The sequence below is a fragment of the Streptomyces sp. TRM68367 genome (assembly GCF_014495685.1).
Lineage (GTDB): Bacteria > Actinomycetota > Actinomycetes > Streptomycetales > Streptomycetaceae > Streptomyces.
In genome coordinates this window covers 1-20084 of record NZ_JACTVI010000008.1, presented here as the reverse complement: position 1 = coordinate 20084, position 20084 = coordinate 1, and the positions used below count along the sequence as shown (strand labels likewise).

Below are 20084 nucleotides of genomic sequence, written 5' to 3'. Positions count from 1 at the left end.
ACCGGCCCGCATCAGCAGGGCCCGGCCGACTGCCATACGGCGCAGGGGAGAAGGCGAAGCGAGCGTGGCAACTCCGTTGAGCGCGGACAAGTTTCTGTCCGTGCTGAAGCACGCGGGCCTCGGCGTCGTCGAGCACGGCAAGTGGCGCACCCACAACCGAAACACCCACGGCAACTGGGGCCCCGTGAACGGGGTGATGATCCACCACACCGGCCCGTACTCGTCCGAGGCCGACATGGTGGAGCTGTGCCGCGTCGGCTACCAGGACCTCCCCGGGCCGTTGTGCCACGGGGTGATCGACCGCTCCGGGACGATCCACCTGGTCGGTTACGGCCGGACCAACCACGCCGGCATGGGCGACACCGATGTCCTGCTCGCCGTCATCGCGGAGAAGAAGGCCCTCCCGCGGGACAACGAGGCCGACACCGACGGCAACCGGCACTTCTACGGCTTCGAGTGCATCAACACCGGCAGCCAGACGTGGCCTTCCGCACAGCTGGACGCGATGGCCCGCGCTGCCGCGGCCGTTTGCCGGGCTCACGGCTGGAACGAGCACAGCGTCATCGGTCACAAGGAGTGGCAGCCCGGAAAGCCGGATCCGGGCGGCATCGACATGGACGACTTCCGCGCCCGCGTCGCCCGCTACCTCGAGGACGACGGCGAGACGCCGGACAAGCCCAGGCCGAAGCCCACCCCCAAGCCGAAGCCGAAGCCCAGGCCGAAGCCGGTCCCGAAGTACGCCGCGTACCCCGGCAGGGACTTCTTCCGCGACGGCCGGTCGTCACCGGTGATCGAGGCGATGGCGAAGCGGCTGATCGCGGAGGGCTGCGACTCCTACGACACCACGCCCGGCCCGGTGTGGAACGACGCGCACCGCCGTTCGTACGCCGCCTACCAGATCAAGCGCGGGCACCACGGTGCCGCAGCCGACGGCATCCCCGGCCCGCAGACGTGGGCGGCGCTGCGCGTGCCGCGCGCAGCCGGCACTACCGACATGACGCCCACCGCCCCGGAACAGGTGCACGACCCCATGCCGCAGGCCCTCGCTGACATAGCGGAGCGGACCATCGCCACCTACGTTCAGTCGGTCCTGGGCCTGATGGCTGCCTCCAGCACCACCGATCTGGTGTCGCTCTCCGCGTGGCAGGCCGCAGCCGTGGCCGCGATACCCGCGGGCCTGTCGGCGCTGAAGTCCACGCTCGGCACGGTCCTCGGACGCGCCGGCACGGCGTCCTGGCTGTCGAGCAAGCATGACCCGGCCACCCCCAAGTACTGACGCGCAGCAGAGACGAGGAGGCACCAGTGCCCGAGGGAGAGATCGCGCTGGCTCTCGCCGAGCTGCGCAGCGCCTTGGAAGTCGGCCTTGCCCGCATCGACGGGCAGCTGGCGCTGCTCGTGCAGCGCAGTGACCAGACGGACAAGGCCGTTGAGGACTTGGAGCAACGGGTGGCCTCCCTGGAGAAAGGGAGGTGGCCGCTGCCGACCATCACCGTCCTAGCCTCCGTGACGGCGGTGGCGGTGACGGTACTCGGCGTGCTCCGGGGCTGAGGCAGCAGTCCCCCGTCACAGCGGTGGTGTCCGACACCGCACCTAGCGTCGGAGCATCACTCGCTTCTACCCGTGACCTGGGGGTCTTCATGGATACGACGCACCTGCTCGTGACCGACTTGGAGGTGGACACCGCGCTCGCGGAACCGTCGGTCCCGCTCGCCATCCGCACGGTCTGGCAACTGCTGCGCGAGTCGGACGTGCGGCTCAGCGAAGCCGTCGCCCTGGACGTGCCGGACGTAGAACTCACGGACCGCGTGGTCGTGCTCCGCGAGACCAAGGAAGGCGGAGTATTCGAGGCCGACGTCACCTCGGCCACGGCGACCCAGCTGGATGAGCTGATCGGTACCAGGCAGAGCGGACCGGTGTTCACCATCGGCGGCCGGAGGCTGCGCGCCGACGAAGTGGCGGCCACGTTCCGGAAGGTCACGGGGAAGAGCGTGCACGCCTTGTGTTTCACCCGGCAGGTCCGCAGTCACCGGGAGACGGACCGCCCAACGCTCGTTGAGCGGGCCGCGCCTGGCCAAGGGTCGACGAAGCCCGCGTAGCTGGAGAGCGCGGGCAAAGAGATGGCCCCCGCCAGAGCGGGGGCCAGTTGGCCCTCTTGGAGAAAGACCGCTACCTACGATAACAGCGCCCCTCGCGGCGGCCGGCGGTGCGGTGTGGCTACCCTCTTGCGTCGGCGCGCGCAAGGAAACAGCGGAGGACGGGGCGATGGATCTGCCAAAGCCGTATCTGGTGGGACACCAGGAATTCGCTGCCCTGTATGGGGTCGAGGCGCAGATGGTGTCGCAGTGGCTGCACCCCAGCCGCGGCGTCCTGGACCCGGTGACCGCCATCGTCGTCTCGGGGGTGCGCTACTGGCCGCTGGGGTTCGCATGCCGCTTCGGGCGCACGACGCCCCGGCCGAAGTTGCTGGACGTCCGCTACAAGGAACGGCTCATCGCGGAACAGGGCGAGGGCTGGGAAGCCGATACTCGGGACCAGCTGCCCCCGATCGTCGGCCAGCAGGAGATCATCGAGCTGTTCCACCTGCCGTCCCAGGGCACTCTGGCGACGCGTATCGCTGCGGGCAACTTCCCAGAGGAGGACTGGCTGTTGTCCGGGTCGATGCTATGGCTCCTGGACACGGTGCTCGGTGCGGTGCCCGAGCTGCGCGCCAGAGCGCGCAGCCTGGCCTGGGACGTCGACGACCAGGTGGCGGCTGCTCTGCGAGAGGGCACCTACGACGGCCCGGGATCGAAGGTCCTGGCGCGGGGGCGGTACGCGCGAAAGGGCCTCTGACCTGCGCAAACACTGTACATAGAGCCCGAATGCGAATAAGATATGAATACATCCCCTCGAAATGGGGCCATTCGCAAAGGAGGTAAGCGTGCAGCTTGTGCATGCGCCCGTCGGTGGCGGCGTCGCCGTCATGGAGGCGTCGGAGATTCTGCTCTTCGAAGTCGCTCTGTCGCGCTACGTACTGGAGAATCCGAACTCCAATCTCGCAGTCCGCATGCTCGCGGACGTCTCCCGCACCAACGAGGAGCGGGAGGCGCGTATGGAGGATCTGGCCGAGGGTGTCGCTGAGGCGCGACCGTGACGGCGTGAAGTCGGGCCTGCTGTAACTGGGGTTGATCACTTGGCGGTCCATCCCTCAAGATAGGTGACACATTTCGAGTCGTTCTTGAGGTGGTGGGGCATGGAAGGCGTCCAGGACGAGATACCTGGCCTGGTGATCCACACAGTGCGGCAGCCCGACGGCCAGGCGGCCACGATCCAGGCGCAGTTCGAGGCGTTCCACCGGCTCAACCCCTGGGTGTTGCGCGCGCTGGAGAGTCTGACGGCCAACTACCTCAGGCGCGGCGCCACCCGCGTCGGCATCGGGATGCTCTTCGAGGTGCTGCGCTGGCGTTACGCCACGGCCACCGAAGGCGACGAGTTCCGCCTCAACAACAACTTCCGCAGCCGGTACGTCCGGCTCCTCATCGAGCGCCACCCCGAATGGGCTGGCGCCTTCGAGGTCCGCAGCCTGCGGACCGACTGACCTCTTGGAGAGATCGTGACCGATGAACCATCCGCCGAGCCCGCTGCCCTGGAGGGCACGGTGGTCGAAGCGGCCCAGGCGGCCAGCCCGTCCGTCCCGGCGAGCGCCATCGTCCTGCGCGCCGATCAGGACGAGTTCGACCACAAGCAGCTCTCGACGCTGGCCCTGATCAGCCCTGGCCTGGCTGGCGCCCCGCGCGGCCATCTGGCCATGTTCTTCCACTACTGCGTCCGGACCGGCCTTGATCCGTTCGCGCGTCAGATCTACATGATCGGCCGCACCAACTGGAAGGCGGCCGACAACCCTGACGAGCCCGAGAAGACGTGGACGATCCAGACCGGGATCGACGGCTTCCGCACCGTTGCCCACCGGGCGGCGGCGAAGGCCGGGGAGCCCATCTCCTACGAGGACACCGTCTACTACGACTCCGAGGGCAACGCCCACGACGTCTGGCTGTCGAAGGCCTACCCGGCCGCGGTCAAGGTCACCGTCCTGCGCGGCACCGCGCGTTTCCCGTTCATCGCGCGCTGGGACGAGTTCGCCCCGACGTACTACGACCGCAAGAGCGGTGCGTATGTCGTGGCGAAGATGTGGCAGCAGATGCCCGCCCACATGCTCCGCAAGTGCGCCGAGGCTGGCGCGCTGCGCATGGCCGCGCCGCAGGACCTGTCCGGCGTGTACGTGGACGAGGAGATGGAGCGGGCCGACGCCGAAGGCGTCGTCCGTGAGGCGGAGGAAGCGACCCGGCGCCTGCGTGCGGCAGCCGGGCTTGAAGCGGGCAATGGCGCAAGCGACGGCGCGAGGGACGAGCCCGGCGGCGACTCCGGGGCCAGCGACCAGGACACGAGTGCGGCGAAAGCCGCGCCGAGGAAGCGGGCACGTCCCGCGAAGAAGGAGGCCCCGGCGCCGCAGCAGGGCTCCGGCCCGGACTCCGAGGAGGCGCCGGCCGCGGCGAAGCGCGCCCCGCGCAAGCGGGCCACCGCGTCCCGCCGCGCCGCCTCCTGACCACTGCCCCCACCCTGCCGCCCGCGGTCGGCGGGCGGCATCCCCCTAGCCTCTTGGAGACCATCGTGACCACCATGGCCATCGCGTCTGAGCGGCCCGTCAGCCTGTGGCCTGCCGCTCACGCGGCGGACGCACGCCGTCCCCGCTCTTTGCAAACCAAGATCGGCGCGAGTGACACCGTGTGTGCGCGACGCGCCGGATACCTCCTGCACGGCCGCACCCCCACCGACGGCGGCGAGAAGCGCAAAGCGATCCTCGGCACCTGGCTGCACGAAGGCGCGCTCGACGCAGTCCGCAACGAGTACGGCTGGATCATTGAGCGCCGTGTCGAGGACGACACCATCCGAGGCCACATCGACGCCGTCCAGCTCGACGGCCGCACCGCCTCCCGGCTGCCGAAACGGCTGCGCCCGAGCCTCCCGGCCGAGGAACTGACCGTGGAGGACATCAAGACCAAGAGCACCTTCCAGTGGGACAACATCCTGCGGTACGGGGCCAGTGACGCCGAACTACGCCAAGTCCTGCTCTACGCAGACTTGCTGCGCACCGAAGGCTTCGCCGACATCGACGGTCAGCGGCAGCTCGCCCGTCTCGGCCCGCTGCCCGTCGGCCGCATCCGCTTCCGGTTCCTCAACCGCGACTCGGGCGAGGACCACGTCCAGGAGATGCCCTTCCACGCCGAGCGGGCGCAGGGAGCGCGCTGGTGGGTCGAGCAGGTGCGCGCCGCCGAGACGCCAGAGGACCTGCCACGCACCTTTCCCGGACCGGGTCTGTCCGCGATCTGCGACAACTGCCCCTTCAAGACGGCCTGCTGGGGCCCGGCCATCGCCGGGCACCGCCCGCAGAGCATGCTCATCCACGACGACGCCGAGCGGGAGCGGGCACTGGCCGAGTACGTCGAGGTGACCGAGCAGATCAAGCCGCTCAAGGACCGTCTGAAGGTGCTGCGCGCCAAGCTCGACGGCTCCGAGGCGGGCGTGTACGGCGACAACGAGCTGTCGTGGAGCGGCGGCAACCCGACCAAGGTCGACGACGTGGACGCCATGGTCGCGCTCTTCAAGCAGGCCGGGCTGCCAGTACCGATGACACCCGACACGACGGTCATGAAGGCCCAGCTCACGGCGGCCGGCCTACCCGTACCCGTGCGCCTCGACCACGAGCGACGCACCGCCGTGAGCATCAACGTCACCGCGCGCAAGAAACCCTGACCCGCACCTCCGGCAAGGGGCGGGACTGCCGTAGGTCCTGCCCCTGCCCCAGTGCGGCCCAAATCCGAACGGAACGCGGAAGAGGTACTGGTGAGCATCCAGCTGATGGTGGTGGCGGCCTACCTGCCGAAGGAGGTGATCAACCAGACGCAGAAGCTGGTCCTGATGAAGATCGCGGACTCTGCCGACGACCAGACACGTCTGGCCCGTCCGGGCCTTGAGCGGATGATGGCGTGGGCGGGAGTGGGGGAGAAGCGGGTCATCGGGGTCGTCACGGAGCTGGTCGGCCTCGGCCTGGTCGAGCGCACCGAGGTCGGCCGTGTCGGGCGGCGGGCCGAGTACCGGGTGTTTCCACATGGTGTGCCCCCGATTCCGTCGACCGAGGAGCTGATCGAGTGGCGGCGTGGTGCGCGGCGCGCGCCGACGAATTCCAGGCTGGCCCGGAAGGTGACGCGGCGTAAGCCGTCGGCGGCAGCCCGCACCCAGCAGGACGTGGCCGCGCGGGAGGAGACACGTGCCTTGGACGGGGCGCGAGAGGAGGGAGGGTTTCCCCAGGGAAACCCTCAAGACGGGCCGGGGAGGGTCTCCCCAGGGAAACCCAGTGGGTTTCCCCACGGAGACCAAGAGGGTTTCCCCAGGGAAACCCCTTCTCTTCCTTCTCCTTCCTACTTCCTTCCTTACCCCCCTACCCCAGGGGCGGGCGCTGCGCGGGAGGCGGAGGAGCACGCCGAGGATCCGCCGTCGTCCGGCTGTCCGGCACATCCGCAGCCTGCCGCCAACTGCCGTGCGTGCGGGACGAACCCGCGGGCCCGTCGCGAGCGGGCGCAGCGCGAGGCCGCCGAAAAGGAGCGCATCACCCAGCAGGAGTGGCTGAGGGAATTCTTCGCCGAGCAGGAGCGGCGTGTGGCCGAGACCGACCCGCAGGCGCTGGAGATGGCCCGCCAGCGGGTGCGCGAGCTGGCCCGCCTGGGCCGCACACGACGTCCCAACTCCGATGGCAGATAAGCCGCTTCATAGATCGCCAACATTGACGCTTCGTTGTACGCGAATAAGATATAAATATCGGTTCGAAACCCCTTCGAACCCGAACCTCTTGGAGAAGCACATGAACGCCACCGCAGACCGCGACCCCGCAGAGACGGTGCACGTCGTCGTGGCCGAGGTCGTCCACGGCCCGCACGCCGCCCCCATCTTCGGCGAGGGGCTGTTCTGCTCCGTCGGCTGCGCCGGAGTCGGCGTGTACCAGCTGACGCACTCGATCAGCGTCAGCAAGCAGGGCGCCGCCTTCGTCCTGCGGCGCCACGGCCGCCCCGTCGGCTGCGTCGTCACCAGCAGCGGGCAGATGTGGCTGGTACAGGCCCTCGCCTCACACGAACTGCCCGCCCTTGGGTGAACGCATGGCCTGAGATAGGTCACATGTCTGCAATCGTGGGCGCCTTTGTGAAGGCGCCCGCCCGCAACACCCCTCTTGGAGCCCCACATGACCACGCTCGCACCACTGCCCGACCACACCCTTCGGACCGACCCGCTGTGGCTTCAGCTCTTCCGCAGCTACTGGCACGTCATCACGCCGCTGCGCTACCTCGGCTGGATCACCGACATCGACGTCACCGACCAGTTCTTCATCCGTGCGGATATCGGTGACGGAACGGAGCTGGTCGTCGCCACCGAACACGGACTGCCCGCCGACCCCGCCGAGGTGACCGGCTGGCGCGTCATGCGCCGGGACATCGACAACCCCGGACGCCACACCGTCCTGTACGACTCCGTGCCGGGCGGCCCGCAGCGCCATTGCCACGCGGGCCTGCTGCCGATGTTCGCGCGCATCGACGCGCTGAACGCCCCCCGGCCCACGCACCGGCTGACCACATCGGCCACGTACTGCGCTCCGTACGGCCTCACCACCACCCAGGGCGGAGCAAGCGAGACGCCCGGGATGGCCGTCGCCCGCTACTTCGAGTGGTGCCAGCACCTGACGGCCGCCGAGGGATACCAGCGCGTCTGGGAGCGCCCCGAGCAGGACGGCTACCCGCTCGCCGTGCTGGAGAAGGACGGCTACATCGCCACCGTCCGCGTCACGCGCAGCACTGAGACGGAGGGCGCCTGATGACTCTCCACTACCTCAGCGGCATCCAGCTCCTGCGCCTGGCCGACGAGGCCAAGGCCCGCGCCCTGTACGCCGACGTCATCGAGGCCCTCGAACAGCACTGCACGGACGTCGGCGTGGACTGGTGCGGCAACGAGCTGAACATCACCGTCCCGCTCACGGACGACGGCGAGCAGTTGGTGACGATCGCGGGCCGCAGGTCGCTGCCCTGGCACGACGACCGCAGCGAGATCGGCGGCTGGAAGGCCGAGCACATCGACAACACGCACGGCACGTCCAAGGTCATCTACGACACCACGACCGGCGAGGGCGAGCCGCCCGGCGACATGTCCCTCGAACCTCTCGCCGAGGAGGTCGGCGCGTACGTCAACGGCTGGCGCCATGCCTGCTGAGGAGCTCGGCCGGTGACCTGGCTGCTGCTCCTCCTGCTCCTGGGCCTTGCGGCGTTCATCGCCCTCGGCATCGAGGACAGCCGCCACCACCGCGCGCTCCGCGCTCCTGATCAGTCCTGACCACGGCCGCCCGGCCCCAGCCACCGGGCCGGGCGGCCCGCACCTTGGAGACCACCCCACTTGTCCCGCGCCATATCCCTGCTCTGCGGAGCGGGCGGAGACGCCCTCGGCTTGAAGGAGGCCGGATTCGACCCGATCCTCGGCATCAACCACTGGCAAACCGCCATCGACACCTTCGAGCACAACCTTCCCGGTGCCACCGGCCGATGCGCTGACATCCGCAACTACCCCATGCGCTGGCTGCCCAAGGCCACCATCATGTGGGCCTCGGTCATCTGCACCGAGATCAGCCCGGCCGGCGGGAAGAAACGCCAGCCCGACCCCGCGCAGGAAGCCCTCTTCGAAGAAGAGGAGCAGTGGCGGCAACTGCCGCCGGAAGCCTTCGAGATGACCCGGGCCACGGCGTGGTGCGTGCTGCGCGCCGCAGAGGCCAAGCGGTTCCCGTGCGTCGTGGTCGAGAACGTCGTGGAGTTCGCGACGCAGTGGGACCTGTTCCCCGAGTGGATCAGGTCCATGAAGAAGCTGGGCTACCGCGTACAGATCGTCTCGGTGTCGTCCGCGCACATCGGGTCGGAGACCAACGGGTACGCGCCGCAGTGGCGCGACCGCATCTACCTTGTGTTCACCCTGACCAGCGTGCGCCGCCCCAACCTGGCGCCGCGCCCGCTGGCGTACTGCATGTCGTGCGGCAGGGACGTGAAGGCACGGCAGAGCTGGCGCGACCCGAAGGTCAAGGTCGGCAAGTACCGTGCCCAGTACGACTACCGGTGCCCGAACACCAGCTGCGGGCATGCCCTGGTCGAGCCGTATGTGCGCCCGGCCTCGGACATCATCCTGTGGGACGACATCGGCACCCGCATCGGCGACCGCGACCGACCTCTCGTCGAGAACACGATGCGGCGTATCGAAGCAGGCCGGGCCAAGTACCCGTACCAGCCGAGCGTCATCACCCTCACGCACGGCAAGGACGGCACGGACCGGGCCTTCATCCCCTTCGAGCGGCCGCTTCCGGTCCGCACCACCAAGATCGGCGAAGCCCTCCTCGTGCCGGTCGGCGGTTCGTGGAACGACACCGCGTACCCCGTCGACGGACCCATGCGTACGCGGACCACGCGGGAGAGCGAGGCTCTGGTCACGGTCGACCCGGCGCCGTTCATCGTGGAGTACCGCAACAACTGCGATGCCTCGCCCGTGACCGAGCCGCTCAGCACCCTGGCCACGGCCCGCCACCACGGCCTGGTCGTCCCCGGCGGCGTCGTCCCGGCCCGAATCCGCAACACCCTGGTCATCCCCTACCGCAGGGGCAACACGCCCAAGAACGCCGGCGAGCCCCTGCACACCCTGTCCACCCGCGACTCGGCCGCCGTCGTGCACAACGCGTCAGCGATCGAGGACTGCTACTTCCGCATGATCAAGCCGCGCGAGCACCTGTCGGCCCAACGCTTCCCCGACACCTTCGAGCCCGTCGGCAACCAGGCCGAACAGACCCAGCAGGCCGGCAACGCCGTGAGCGTCAACGTCGCCCGCTTCTTCGGCGAACGCCTCATGCCGGTCCTGACCTGACCACCCCAGAAGAAGAGGAGAACACCGCTATGACCCCTGTCATATCCGATCCGCTGGACGTCCTCGCCCAGCAGCGTGAACAGCTCGATATCGAGCGTCGCCGCATCCAGAAGGCGCACTGCCTGGCCGTGCTCGACCACATCTCGGCAAAAATCCGCCGCGCCTGCCCCGACGCGGAATACGTCGGCTTCGCCTACCACGGCAAGACGCGTGAACTGGACCTCCTCGGCGTGCTCGGCGAGCAGACCAGCCCGCTCAGCGGCTTGCCCTGGCTGTGGGAGAAGAGCGACGAGGAGCATCGCCTCACCGAGCTCGCCGCAGAGATCGAAGTCGATGTCCAGACCGCTCTTGAACCCTTCGACTCCCCGGCCTGGGCCACCGTGCGACGCAACTCCGCGAGCGACGGAAACCTCTGGCTGGTCGAGCTGCCCCCGCCTGACCGGGCAGCGCGCATTGCCGGACTGGTGCGCGAGCACCACCCGGAGGCCACCGCCATCGTCGTGGACGGCCGCAGCGCCGGAGGCCGAGTCATCGCAGTGATAGAGGGCGTCTCCGATGAGGGCACCGACAACCTTGCCCGGCGGCGCTGGACACGCGAGTGCGACGACTCCCTGACCCGCCTGGTCGCCCAGGTCTTCGCGCTACCGGCCCTGGCAGACCGCCATCTCGTGCCGACCGACGGCCGCTACACCCACCCCGACGGCAGCACCCCCAGCGACCGCGTGCGCCTGATGCCGCTGCCGCCGACCCCATAGCCGCCACGGAGATCGGATGAGCGGCCCTGGGTGGGCCAGCGAGGCACCGTGCGCCGGGGACACGCGCTTCACCCCCGACAACGCGACCGCGGACTCACTCAGCAAGCCGGAGATGCGCAGACTGCTGGCCGTGTGCCAGCAGTGCCCTTTCCGGGCGCAGTGCATCGCTCTGGTCAAGCCGAGCGGCTCCCTGTTCGACGGGATCTGCGGCGGACGGCTGTGGCTCGACGGCGAAGTCCGCGCCACCTGCGAGGGCGCTCACCCCGGCGAGCTCAAAGAAGGCGCTGCACCTATCACGCACGGCACTCCGGCCGGGGCTCGCGCCCACAACCGACGCGGTGAACCGGCCTGCTCCCTGTGCAGGGAGGCCGGGCGGCTTGACCAGGCCCGCCGACGCGAGCGAAAGCGTGCCTCCGGCCCGTAAGTACCCCTTTCAACCCCCTTCTTGGAGAGACATGTTCACGATCAAGGCGGACGCCCTGTCCGCCATCCTCGACAAGGTCGCCCCGCACCACCTCAAGGCGCGCGACACCGACGACCTGGACGTGGTCGTCCTCGACTGCACCCGCAACCGGCTCCACGCCGTCGGCGCCGGAGCACGCACGATCGCCGTCGCCCGCACACCGATCGAGAACACCGCGCAATGGACGGCCCCCATCGACTACGACGAGGCCATCGCGCTGCGCGCCTGGCTGGACACGTCCGACCACGTCCATGTGGAGCACACCCTCGACAGCGGCCGCCCGCTGCTGCGCTTCACCGAGGGCCCAGCGCAGATCACCATGCCCGTCGCCACCGACGCGCCCGAGCTGCCCTGGCGGGACATCGTGCGTCTGGAGGCACACACGCCGCTTGCCGAGCCGCGCGTTGTACAGATCAGCTCCGAGGATCTCGCCCTGTGGGAGGCGGCAGGCCAGGACATCGAGATCTGGCCCGCCGCGGGGGCGGCGGCGTTTGTCGTCACCTCGGGCCCTGACTTCATCGGCGTGCAACTGCCCCAGCTCGAAGCGCCGGACGCGAACCCGCTGGACGGCTGGACTGCGTCCCTGCGCACGCGGTGGTTCCTGCACGAGGGCCTGCCCTACGAAGTGGGGGCCGGCTACGCGGACCGCTGGGGGATGGTGTGGCGCATCGTCGCCCGTCCCGCGCCGGGGCAGGAGCCGACGGCCGTCTCTGCCGACCCGTCCGCCGCCGCGCTGCCGCTGTCGGTGGTACTCAACGCCGGCGGTCCCCTCCTGCGCGTCTCTGCATGACCTCTATCCAAAGATAGGTGACACTTGTGGAACTGATAGAGGAGATCTCGGCGGATGAGTGCGCTGCGCTCGATGCGACCGCCTTGGAAGGCGATCCAGGCTTCGGCCTCCACGCCCTCCCCATCGCATGGCGAGCCCTCCCCACCCAGCCCCGCCCCGCACCCCAACTGCCCAGTTCTGTATGCGAAGTGAAGGGAAATCAGTGAACAAGGCCCAGCTCATCCAGGCCGTCGCCGCCAAGGGAGGCCGCCAGCTCTCGCCGACCGAAGCCGTGGAGATCGTTCTCGACGTCGTGGTGCGCGCCGTCGTCGCGGGCGACCCCGTCTCAGTCACCGGCTTCGGCTCCCTCACCCCCCGGCACCGTCCGGCACGCAAGGCACGCAACCCGCAGACCGGCGACAAGGTGACGGTCGCCGCCTCCCGCGTCGTGAAGTTCCGCCCCGGCGCGCGGTTCCAGGACCTGCTGACGCAACGCCGACCGATGCCCGAGTCCGGCAACTGCATCCAGAAGGACCCCAAGACACCCCGCCCGTAACCCTGCACATCACGTCGCCGCCCCGGTGTATGCGCCGGGGCGGCGACCGCACGAAGGACTCACGATGAACCACCCTGTGGGAGCCGAGATAGAAGCCACCGCCCAGTGGCTGGAGCAACGCGGCGCCAACGGTGCGGCCAATGTCCTGCGCCGCGTCGCCCACCAACGCGATAGGGCGCGCGACCGGGAGGACGACGCACTGGCCCGCGCGTACCGCTACCGCCTGGCCTGGCGCTCGGCACGCCGACGTGCCGAGCACCACGCGGCCGGCGCCTCTGAACTGTCGCGGCAACTGGCCAAGTTGGAGTACCTGTTCAGCGGGAAGGCGCGGCCGTCGGCTCAGCCCGTGCAGGAGGTCTACCGCGAAAACGCCATGATGCGTACCGATCTGGCGCGTTTCCAGAACCTGGTCGAACGCGCGGGCTGGATGCCCGACGCCGAACCGCGCCGCCTGTGGCGCTGGCGCAACGGCTGGTGGGAACTGGCCTACCGCAAGAGGAACCCGAAGGACGGCTACCACGACTCCGGGTGGTACCTGTGGGGTCCGGTCGCAGGATGCTTCGGCGAGTGGACGGCCGGACTGAAGGCCGATGCCACCACCGAAGCCGACCGGCTGATCACCAAGCACCTCTCCGCCCAGGCGGAGGCCGAGCGGTGAACACCCAGCCCCAGAGCGCGCCCGTCACGCTGCCCAGCGTGCAGGCCCAAGGGGAGTGGCAGCCGCGCGTTATCGGCCTCGACCTGTCCCTGACCTCGACAGGGATCGCGGGAACGGATTGGGCGCTGGCGGCCCGGCCGGGAAAGCGGCGCAGTCACGAGCGGCTGGACTGGCTGCTCGCGGCCGTCGCGGTGTGCGTGAAGGACGGCGCGGACCTGGTGGTGGTCGAAGGTGCGGCGTACGCGCAGGGCGGGCAGGCCGGACATCACGAACTGGCTGGCCTGTGGTGGCTGGTGACGCAGTTCCTGTGGCGCCATCGCATCCCGTATGCCGTGGCCAACCCCCACCATCGCACCATCTACGCGACCGGGCGGGCGAATCCTGCGCAGCACCTTCCCCGCAAGGAACGGTCCCGCGTGGCCAAGGGCATGGTGCGCAGCGTGGCGGTCGAGCGGTACGGCGTCGAGTGCGAAGGCCCGGGCCGCTACGACCAGGCCGACGCCACGATCCTCGCCGCGATGGGCCTCGACTGGCTCGGCTATCCGACGGTCCCGGTGCCGGACACCCATCGGCGGGCCCTGGAAGCGGTGCAGTGGCCCGACCTCATCCCGCCTGCTTCGAATTAGTGGAATTGAATTGCGGAAAATAAATGCGAATTCGAATGGGTGGATATTGCTTTTGGGGTATTTGCCATTAAGATATAACTAAGAAATTCGGAAAACATCCGAATCGGAAAGGGGACTGGAAATGCGAATTCAGAACAACGGCTGCGGCTGCGAGTGCAACCGGCCCGGCGGCTTCTGCGGAGGCTGCGGCCACGCCGGATGCGGCAGCCGACGCAGCTAGGCACCACCAGACCCCGAGCTCACTCCGCGCCCCCGGCCCATGGCCGGGGGCGCACCCATACGCGCAAGCGCCCTCTTGGAGACCACCGCATGACCTACACCCGAGGAATTCAGACCCTCGCCAACCACATCGGCACAGAACCCGAATACGTCGCCCGCGCCCTGCGCACGGCATCCCGCGCCCACGCCGTCATACGAGCCAACCAATTCCAGCACATGACCGACGAGCAATTCCGGCGCCTCATGGGCGGCGACCGCCATGTTGTCGCCGTCGTCGCGAACCTCGCCCTGCGCTTCGCCGGGCGCATCGAGGACGCGCTGCTCCTCATGGACATCTACCACGCCAGCCAGGGCACCAAGCCGCCCCGGCAGGTCATCCGCAAGGGCGTCGGAACGCTCCCCGAGCACCACGACCACCCCCACATCCAGCAGGTCATCCGCATCCTCGACGCCGCCGGACTGCCTCCCATCGTCACCGACGGCACATACCAACTGCGCCCCGGCTTCCAGGTCCTGCCCACCTGCGACGAGTTGCCCGGCTGGGTCCTCATCGCCCCCGACCCGGACTGTGACGACCGCACCGGCTTCGCCGGTGGCCGGCTCGGCTACCTCGCCGTCATGCGCTGGGCCGGATGGGGCGTCATCACCGAACCCATGCCCGCAGGGCTGTGGGCCGTCGTCCACCCCGACTACCGGAACGACCCCTTCCCCTCCTGACCCTTCCAATCCACGGACGCCCGGCTTGGCAAGCGAGCCGAGCCGGGCGCCCGACGAAAGAAAGGCTCACGACACCGTGAAGCTCCCGGTGGACGACGAAACCCTGCAGGCCTGGTCCAAGCTCCTCGCTCTGACCGAAGAGCAGATCGCCACCACTCTCCAGGAGATCGAGAAGACGCTGCGCATCGGCTACGCGCACCGCCCCACCTCGCTGCGCGACTTCAGCTTCGAGGAACTCATCGCCGACATGGACGTCGACGAGCTGGCCCTGATGTTCCTGGCCACCGGCCTGCGCCAGGCCGGACACCCCGATGCCGCCGACGCCGTCGAGATACGCGGCATTGCAGCCCGACTCCAGGCCCACCCCGAGGCCGACTGAACGCCGACACCGCATCCCATCGCCGCCCCGGCCGCGCCCCGCGCACCGGGGCGGCCCCATGCGCGCACCCAGAGGAACCGCATGTCCGACGACGACATATTCCTGCCGCGAGCCGCCGCACCTGTTGCGGCCCGGCCCGCACCGAGCTGGACGAAGAAGGCCCCGCCCAAGTCCAAGGCCGCCGTACGCGGTTCCGTCAAGACGACCTGGCGGAAGGCCTTCGCCCCACGCGACCCGCACGAGCACGCCCGCAAGATCGCCGAGAACGTCATCGACGCCTGGTACCAGAGCTACGGCGGCAGCAGCATCGACGTTCCCATCGGCACCGTTGCCGCGCTCGCGCTCCTGCGCCAGCCGCCGGAGACCGGCAACGGCCTGGCCGACTGGATCATCAACCGCCAGCCGCACGAACTGCCCCAACTCTTCAAGGAGATCTACCTCGGCCACTGGATCAAGCGCCCCGACCTGATCGACCGAGCCGTGCGCCTGCACGACTGGGCCTGGAACCCCGACCCCGACCCCCAGCAGCTCCGCGCCGTCCAGGCCGTCACCCACCGCGCCCTCAACCAGGGCCTGTTGGACCTCACCGGCCACGACGACCCGTACATGCGCTCCGAGTCCGACGTCCTCAGCCCGCTGCTGACCGGCCTGCGCCACAAGAGCGACAAGAAGTGGCGCGGCGAGTACCACACGCCGGCCAGCGTCACGGACCTGCTGGCCAACATGCTCGTCGACAAGGACTTCGCCCAGCCCAACATGGCAATCCGCGAACCCGCGGTCGGCTCGGGCACCATGCTCCGCTCCGTCGCCCAGCGGCTGCGCGACCTCGGACTCAACCCGCACGACTACCTCTGGTACGGCAACGACATCGACGCGCTCGCCGCGGCTTGCGCCGCCGTCAACGCGATCATCTGGGACCTCGGCCCCAAGTGCTTCATCGGCTGCGCCGACTCCCTCGCCCTCGAGGACGGCGGCTACGCCCAGACACTCACCGAAGCCAAGGACGCCTTCGAACAACGCGACAGGTACGTCGACACCGCGAACAGCATCGTCGCTTCCCGCCGTGCCTTCCGCCTCCTGGATCAGCTCATGTCCAAGGAGCCAGCCGCTGTATGAGCGATGAGCACGACCTCGTTCGCCCCCGTGCGACCCCTGCACAACCCAGACGCCGGCCGTCCTTCGCGCAGCCCAGGCCCACCGGCGCCACCCACCCGGTCGACCAGCTCGCCCCCGACCTCGAACCGCCGTGGAACAAGGAGGACACAGACACCCCCGACCGCACCGCCACGTACACCCACCCCGACGGCCACCGCATCGGCCTACGCCTCCAAGGCAGCGACCTGATCATCCAGACCTGGATCACCGCAGGGCCCGAACTTCCACCGATCCCTGACGGCACCGACATCGAGCAGGCCGAAGCCCAGGCCGCCAATGACGCCCGCCTGCAACCCGGCCGCACCTGGCACACCACCGTCGCCACACGTCACGTCGACGACCTACCAGCCACAGTCGCCTCCGTCGTACGCAACCACCTCATGCTCGCGCTCACCAACAAGCCCAAGAAGGTCCGACTCACCTCGGACGACAAAGCCGACCCCGGCACCAACACCCCCGATAACCAGCGGCCCACCACCGACTCGAAGGAGACCGAACGATGACCACGCCACCCAGCCCTCCCCAGATTGACAGCCCTGGCGAGTTCGCCCAGGTTCTGCCCTTCCTGCTCGGCCACCAGCCCGAGGACTGCATCGTCCTCCACGGCGTCACCAACACCGGCACCGGACCAAGCATGGTCCTGCACCTCCCCGACGATCCCGCCACCTGGCAGGCAGCGGCCGAAGCAGGCGCCCGCAAGTTCCACGCGATCCACGACCATGGACGCTTCGACATCAACGACATCGTTGTCTTCCTGTGCCGCACCCCACGCTACGGCCAGAGCCCAGAAGAGACGGTCGAGGACCTGTGGCCCCTCGGCCAGCGGCTTATCGATACCTTCGCCGACCTCCGCCGCGCTCCCGTCAAGTGGGTTATCGCCCTCGTCGACAACCGCTGGTGGTCATACGAGTGCCCCTATCCCGGATGCTGCGAGGGCGAGCCGATCCCCGGCCCCGACGACCCCAACAGCGTCACTGCCCAACTCATCCGGCTCGGCCACACCCCCGGCCGCAGCAGCAGCGAGATCACCAAGGAATTCCAGCCCAGCATCCCGGATGACCCCTCACACCTGCTCCGAGCCCTCGACAACGAGAGCACCGCTTGGGCCCAGCTATGCAGCGGAGCGCCCGCTGAGCTGGACGCAGCCCTACAGCCCACCCACGCGCTCCTGGAAACCACGATGCGGGACTTCCGCGAAGGCGCCACCGAGATAGCCGACGACATAGCAGCCCGGCTCATCCACGGCCTCCACGACGAGTGGCTCATGGACCACGGCCTCGAATACATCGAGGACGACGACCTTCCTCATGCCCGACGTCTGTGGGCTGCCCTCGCTCGCCGCTGCATCCCGCCCTACACCGACGCCGCCATACCCGCACTCACCCTCCTCGCCGCAGTCGCCTGGCGACAGGACGACATCCCCACCGCACGCCACGCGCTCAGGCAAGCCCTCACCGCCGACCCCGAATACAGCCTCGCCGAAGCCATAAACGGAGCCATCAACAGCGGAGTCGACGCCACAAGCCTCCTCCCCATCGCCCGCAAGGCGAAGGCCGAGCGCCATACCCGCGCCCAGAGCAACGACCACCACGCGAACTGAACAACCAGCCCCCGCGGCCCCGGCGCCCCGCCGGGGCCGCAGCAAGCAGAAAGACCCGAGCATGACCACCCCGGCCACATCCGTCGTCTGGCTTCGCCCCGAATTCCAGGGCCGTGAGAACGAGCTGGTCCACCTCGCCGGCGCAGCCGCCCTCGTAGGCGTCACACGCTCCACCGTCAGCAACTGGGCCAAGCGCCATGCCAACTTCCCCAAGATCGCGCTGCTGATGGGCATAGGCGCCGGGCGCGCGAAGTACGTCCCCCGCAACGAGTTCCTCGACTTCGCACGCGTGCAGCTGAACAAAGAGCTTGGCGCCGCCCGAAAGACGGGGTCTCACCGACCCGCAGCCGTCATCCGATCCGAACAGATCGCCCACCACGAACGACAGATCACCCGACTCACGGAACTGGAGAAACGACAGGCGAAGACTCTGGCGGACACGCGGCGCGCCCTGCGTAAGCACCGTGCGCGCCTCGCACAGGCCCGTCAGAGGCTGGAGACCGAGATCGCGGCGGTCCGCACTCTCGAACAGGCAGACGTAGCGGCGGACATAGACCCCACAGCATCACCGGACGGACGCGTGGCGGCGGGGTAGTCTGTGAGAACGCGGCTGACCTGCGAAAACGGTCACCGGCTCGGCCCCGGGCACAGGGGAAGTGAGCCCGCGTTCATCTCGATGCCGGTGCGAAGCTCCCCAGTTCGAGCCCCTGCTACCACCTGCGACGTCGTCTTTCACGACAGCTCTGCGGCTCCTACGTGGGAACCAGATGGGAACCTCGTGGGAACGGAAGGATCAGGAAAGAGGCAGCAAGACCCGGTAGGGCTCAGCTACGACACCCGTTCTGACCTGCTGTTTTTCGAAGATCTAGCAACTGTTGAGCAAGATCAAGATGGTCATGTGCTGACTCGTAATGCGTAGGTCTCGGGTTCGAATCCCGAAGGCGGCTCCAAGGAACGCCGCAGGTCAGGCCTCTGACCTGCGGTTTCTTCGTTTTCTTGACCTTGGAATGTGCGTGCCGAGGGCTTCTTGAGGCTGTGCATGTAATGCGTAGGTCAGAGGTTCACTATCTGGCAGTGATTGCGTGCCTGTGATCCGGTTACGTGGTTCTGACCTGCGGTTTTCTTATGTGTTGCTGAATGGCTGGACAGTATCCGCAGAGGGTGGGGTGGCCAAGTGGTGGCCATCTGTGCGGCGTCGGTGCATGGGGCGGATTGCGGCGCGGGTGGTAGTCGCTGATCGCGGTGCCATGGTTTTGTCGACTCCCTACAGCATCATCCGAACGTCGCGTTAGGTCAGGCGGCGGCGCGTCCACCAGACGCAGAGGATTCCGAGGCTGAGGGCGAGGCCGAGGTAGATCCCGGTCTCGGTCCACTGGAGGGCCCAGAAGTTGTCGGCGGGGTGGTAGGTCACGCGCTGGTGGTAGTCGGCCTTGGCGAGGGCGGAGATGCAGGTCTTCAGTGAGTCGCAGTAGGTGTAGGCCGGCGGCATGCCGGTGGCGGTGTGGCCAGAGGCGTCCAGGGTCGGCTCGGAGACCAGGCGCGAGGAGAGCACGACGCTCTCATCTCCTGGTCCGTGATGGAATTCGTGAGCTGTTCGAGGAACTCCCCGCGGGATTGGGGTCCCCCGCTCGAGCGAAGGCGCACGCTGCCGTAGGGGGCCGGCCCTCACGGTGACCGGACGGTCGGAGGACTCGTCGGTGTTCGGAACGGTGCGCGGGTGCCACGAGTTTCGCCGTCGGCTGGTAGCCGGGGGAGGGCGCTCACGCGACGGAACCCGAACTCCAGCCCTCCATCAGCTGCTCGGGCCCGTAAGTCGCCGTCAGTCCCTCCACCGTGAACCCGGAGCGGGACACCGCGACCAGCGGAGTGTCCTCGTCTGCACCGGGTACGGCCAGGGCGTCCCGGGCCAGCGCGGCCAGGGCTCCGCGACCCAGCAGCGGTTCGGGGCGGTAGTCGTGGGTCCGCCGCTCGGGCATGCCCGGCATCATCGGCAGCACGGGCTGGGACCGGTCCAGCGCCTGGACCTGCGACTTCTCGTCCACGCAGAGCACCACGGCCCGCTCGGGCGGGTTGTGGTAGAGCCCGACGACATCGACGACCTTCTCCACGAACTGCGGGTCGGTAGAGAGCTTGAAGGAGTCCTGCAGATGCGGCTTGAGGTCGAATTTCTTCCAGATGCGTCCGATCGTGGACTTCGACAGGCCGCTGTGTTCGG

Annotated in this window: 25 protein-coding genes and 2 pseudogenes; 25 read left to right on the top strand and 2 right to left on the bottom strand. The window is 68.6% G+C overall.

Annotated features, from left to right (window positions below):
* Positions 1-64: 64 nt before the first annotated feature.
* The 25 genes and pseudogenes from H8R17_RS08230 to H8R17_RS08110 all read left to right on the top strand — a co-directional run.
* A pseudogene (locus tag H8R17_RS08230) lies at positions 65-979 on the top strand (peptidoglycan-binding protein); the annotation flags it as partial.
* A gap of 323 nt (positions 980-1302) precedes the next feature.
* Entirely contained in the window at positions 1303-1548 is a 246-nt protein-coding gene (locus H8R17_RS08225) for a hypothetical protein (protein ID WP_187822478.1), read from the top strand.
* An 89-nt stretch (positions 1549-1637) separates the two neighbouring features.
* On the top strand, positions 1638-2096 hold the full coding sequence (locus H8R17_RS08220) for a hypothetical protein (protein WP_187822477.1): 459 nt from the start codon (positions 1638-1640) through the stop codon (positions 2094-2096).
* A 166-nt stretch (positions 2097-2262) separates the two neighbouring features.
* Complete coding sequence (locus H8R17_RS08215; RefSeq protein WP_187822476.1) at positions 2263-2832, top strand: hypothetical protein; 570 nt, start codon at positions 2263-2265, stop codon at positions 2830-2832.
* A gap of 88 nt (positions 2833-2920) precedes the next feature.
* Positions 2921-3133: a hypothetical protein gene (locus H8R17_RS08210; RefSeq protein ID WP_187822475.1), complete on the top strand. Its 213-nt coding sequence runs from the start codon at positions 2921-2923 to the stop codon at positions 3131-3133.
* A 99-nt stretch (positions 3134-3232) separates the two neighbouring features.
* A complete protein-coding gene (locus H8R17_RS08205; RefSeq protein WP_262505108.1) occupies positions 3233-3577 on the top strand; it encodes a hypothetical protein in 345 nt (114 codons plus the stop codon).
* Positions 3578-3592: 15 nt separating this feature from the next.
* Positions 3593-4582, top strand: coding sequence for a phage recombination protein Bet (gene bet / locus H8R17_RS08200; protein ID WP_187822474.1), 990 nt, complete (start codon positions 3593-3595; stop codon positions 4580-4582).
* A 74-nt stretch (positions 4583-4656) separates the two neighbouring features.
* Positions 4657-5790 carry a PD-(D/E)XK nuclease family protein gene (locus H8R17_RS08195; protein ID WP_187822473.1) on the top strand — a complete coding sequence of 378 codons (1134 nt, stop codon included), beginning with the start codon at positions 4657-4659 and terminating at the stop codon, positions 5788-5790.
* A gap of 90 nt (positions 5791-5880) precedes the next feature.
* The gene (locus H8R17_RS08190; protein ID WP_187822472.1) at positions 5881-6795 is read left to right on the top strand and encodes a helix-turn-helix domain-containing protein; all 915 of its coding nucleotides are present in this window, start codon (positions 5881-5883) and stop codon (positions 6793-6795) included.
* Positions 6796-6895: 100 nt separating this feature from the next.
* Complete coding sequence (locus tag H8R17_RS08185; RefSeq protein WP_187822471.1) at positions 6896-7183, top strand: hypothetical protein; 288 nt, start codon at positions 6896-6898, stop codon at positions 7181-7183.
* Between the two features lie 87 nt (positions 7184-7270).
* On the top strand, positions 7271-7897 hold the full coding sequence (locus H8R17_RS08180; RefSeq protein WP_187822470.1) for a hypothetical protein: 627 nt from the start codon (positions 7271-7273) through the stop codon (positions 7895-7897).
* Positions 7897-8289, top strand: a complete 393-nt coding sequence (locus H8R17_RS08175) for a hypothetical protein (protein WP_187822469.1) — start codon at positions 7897-7899, stop codon at positions 8287-8289. Before H8R17_RS08180 ends, H8R17_RS08175 begins: the two co-directional genes overlap by 1 nt.
* A gap of 180 nt (positions 8290-8469) precedes the next feature.
* Positions 8470-9972, top strand: coding sequence for a DNA cytosine methyltransferase (locus H8R17_RS08170; RefSeq protein WP_187822468.1), 1503 nt, complete (start codon positions 8470-8472; stop codon positions 9970-9972).
* 29 nt (positions 9973-10001) lie between these two features.
* Positions 10002-10727 (top strand): hypothetical protein, encoded by a 726-nt coding sequence (locus tag H8R17_RS08165; protein WP_187822467.1) that lies wholly within the window; start codon positions 10002-10004, stop codon positions 10725-10727.
* A 16-nt stretch (positions 10728-10743) separates the two neighbouring features.
* Positions 10744-11151, top strand: a complete 408-nt coding sequence (locus H8R17_RS08160; RefSeq protein ID WP_187822466.1) for a hypothetical protein — start codon at positions 10744-10746, stop codon at positions 11149-11151.
* A 31-nt stretch (positions 11152-11182) separates the two neighbouring features.
* Positions 11183-11980 (top strand): hypothetical protein, encoded by a 798-nt coding sequence (locus tag H8R17_RS08155; RefSeq protein ID WP_187822465.1) that lies wholly within the window; start codon positions 11183-11185, stop codon positions 11978-11980.
* Positions 11981-12182: 202 nt separating this feature from the next.
* Positions 12183-12515: an HU family DNA-binding protein gene (locus tag H8R17_RS08150; RefSeq protein ID WP_187822464.1), complete on the top strand. Its 333-nt coding sequence runs from the start codon at positions 12183-12185 to the stop codon at positions 12513-12515.
* 64 nt (positions 12516-12579) lie between these two features.
* A complete protein-coding gene (locus H8R17_RS08145; protein WP_187822463.1) occupies positions 12580-13173 on the top strand; it encodes a hypothetical protein in 594 nt (197 codons plus the stop codon).
* A complete protein-coding gene (locus H8R17_RS08140; RefSeq protein WP_316959343.1) occupies positions 13170-13799 on the top strand; it encodes a hypothetical protein in 630 nt (209 codons plus the stop codon). The genes H8R17_RS08145 and H8R17_RS08140 overlap by 4 nt, the downstream gene beginning before the upstream one ends.
* A gap of 309 nt (positions 13800-14108) precedes the next feature.
* Positions 14109-14735 carry a hypothetical protein gene (locus H8R17_RS08135; RefSeq protein WP_187822462.1) on the top strand — a complete coding sequence of 209 codons (627 nt, stop codon included), beginning with the start codon at positions 14109-14111 and terminating at the stop codon, positions 14733-14735.
* A 76-nt stretch (positions 14736-14811) separates the two neighbouring features.
* Entirely contained in the window at positions 14812-15114 is a 303-nt protein-coding gene (locus tag H8R17_RS08130; protein ID WP_187822461.1) for a hypothetical protein, read from the top strand.
* 81 nt (positions 15115-15195) lie between these two features.
* Positions 15196-16230, top strand: coding sequence for an N-6 DNA methylase (locus tag H8R17_RS08125; protein ID WP_187822460.1), 1035 nt, complete (start codon positions 15196-15198; stop codon positions 16228-16230).
* Positions 16227-16772, top strand: a complete 546-nt coding sequence (locus H8R17_RS08120) for a hypothetical protein (protein WP_187822459.1) — start codon at positions 16227-16229, stop codon at positions 16770-16772. The genes H8R17_RS08125 and H8R17_RS08120 overlap by 4 nt, the downstream gene beginning before the upstream one ends.
* Positions 16769-17869 carry a DUF4192 domain-containing protein gene (locus H8R17_RS08115; protein ID WP_187822458.1) on the top strand — a complete coding sequence of 367 codons (1101 nt, stop codon included), beginning with the start codon at positions 16769-16771 and terminating at the stop codon, positions 17867-17869. The genes H8R17_RS08120 and H8R17_RS08115 overlap by 4 nt, the downstream gene beginning before the upstream one ends.
* Positions 17870-17930: 61 nt before the next feature.
* Positions 17931-18464 (top strand): hypothetical protein, encoded by a 534-nt coding sequence (locus tag H8R17_RS08110; RefSeq protein WP_187822457.1) that lies wholly within the window; start codon positions 17931-17933, stop codon positions 18462-18464.
* Between the two features lie 693 nt (positions 18465-19157).
* Here H8R17_RS08110 and H8R17_RS08105 read toward each other — a convergent pair.
* Positions 19158-19421, bottom strand: coding sequence for a hypothetical protein (locus H8R17_RS08105; RefSeq protein WP_187822456.1), 264 nt, complete (start codon positions 19419-19421; stop codon positions 19158-19160).
* A gap of 394 nt (positions 19422-19815) precedes the next feature.
* Positions 19816-20084, bottom strand: a pseudogene (locus tag H8R17_RS08100) (IS630 family transposase); the annotation flags it as partial.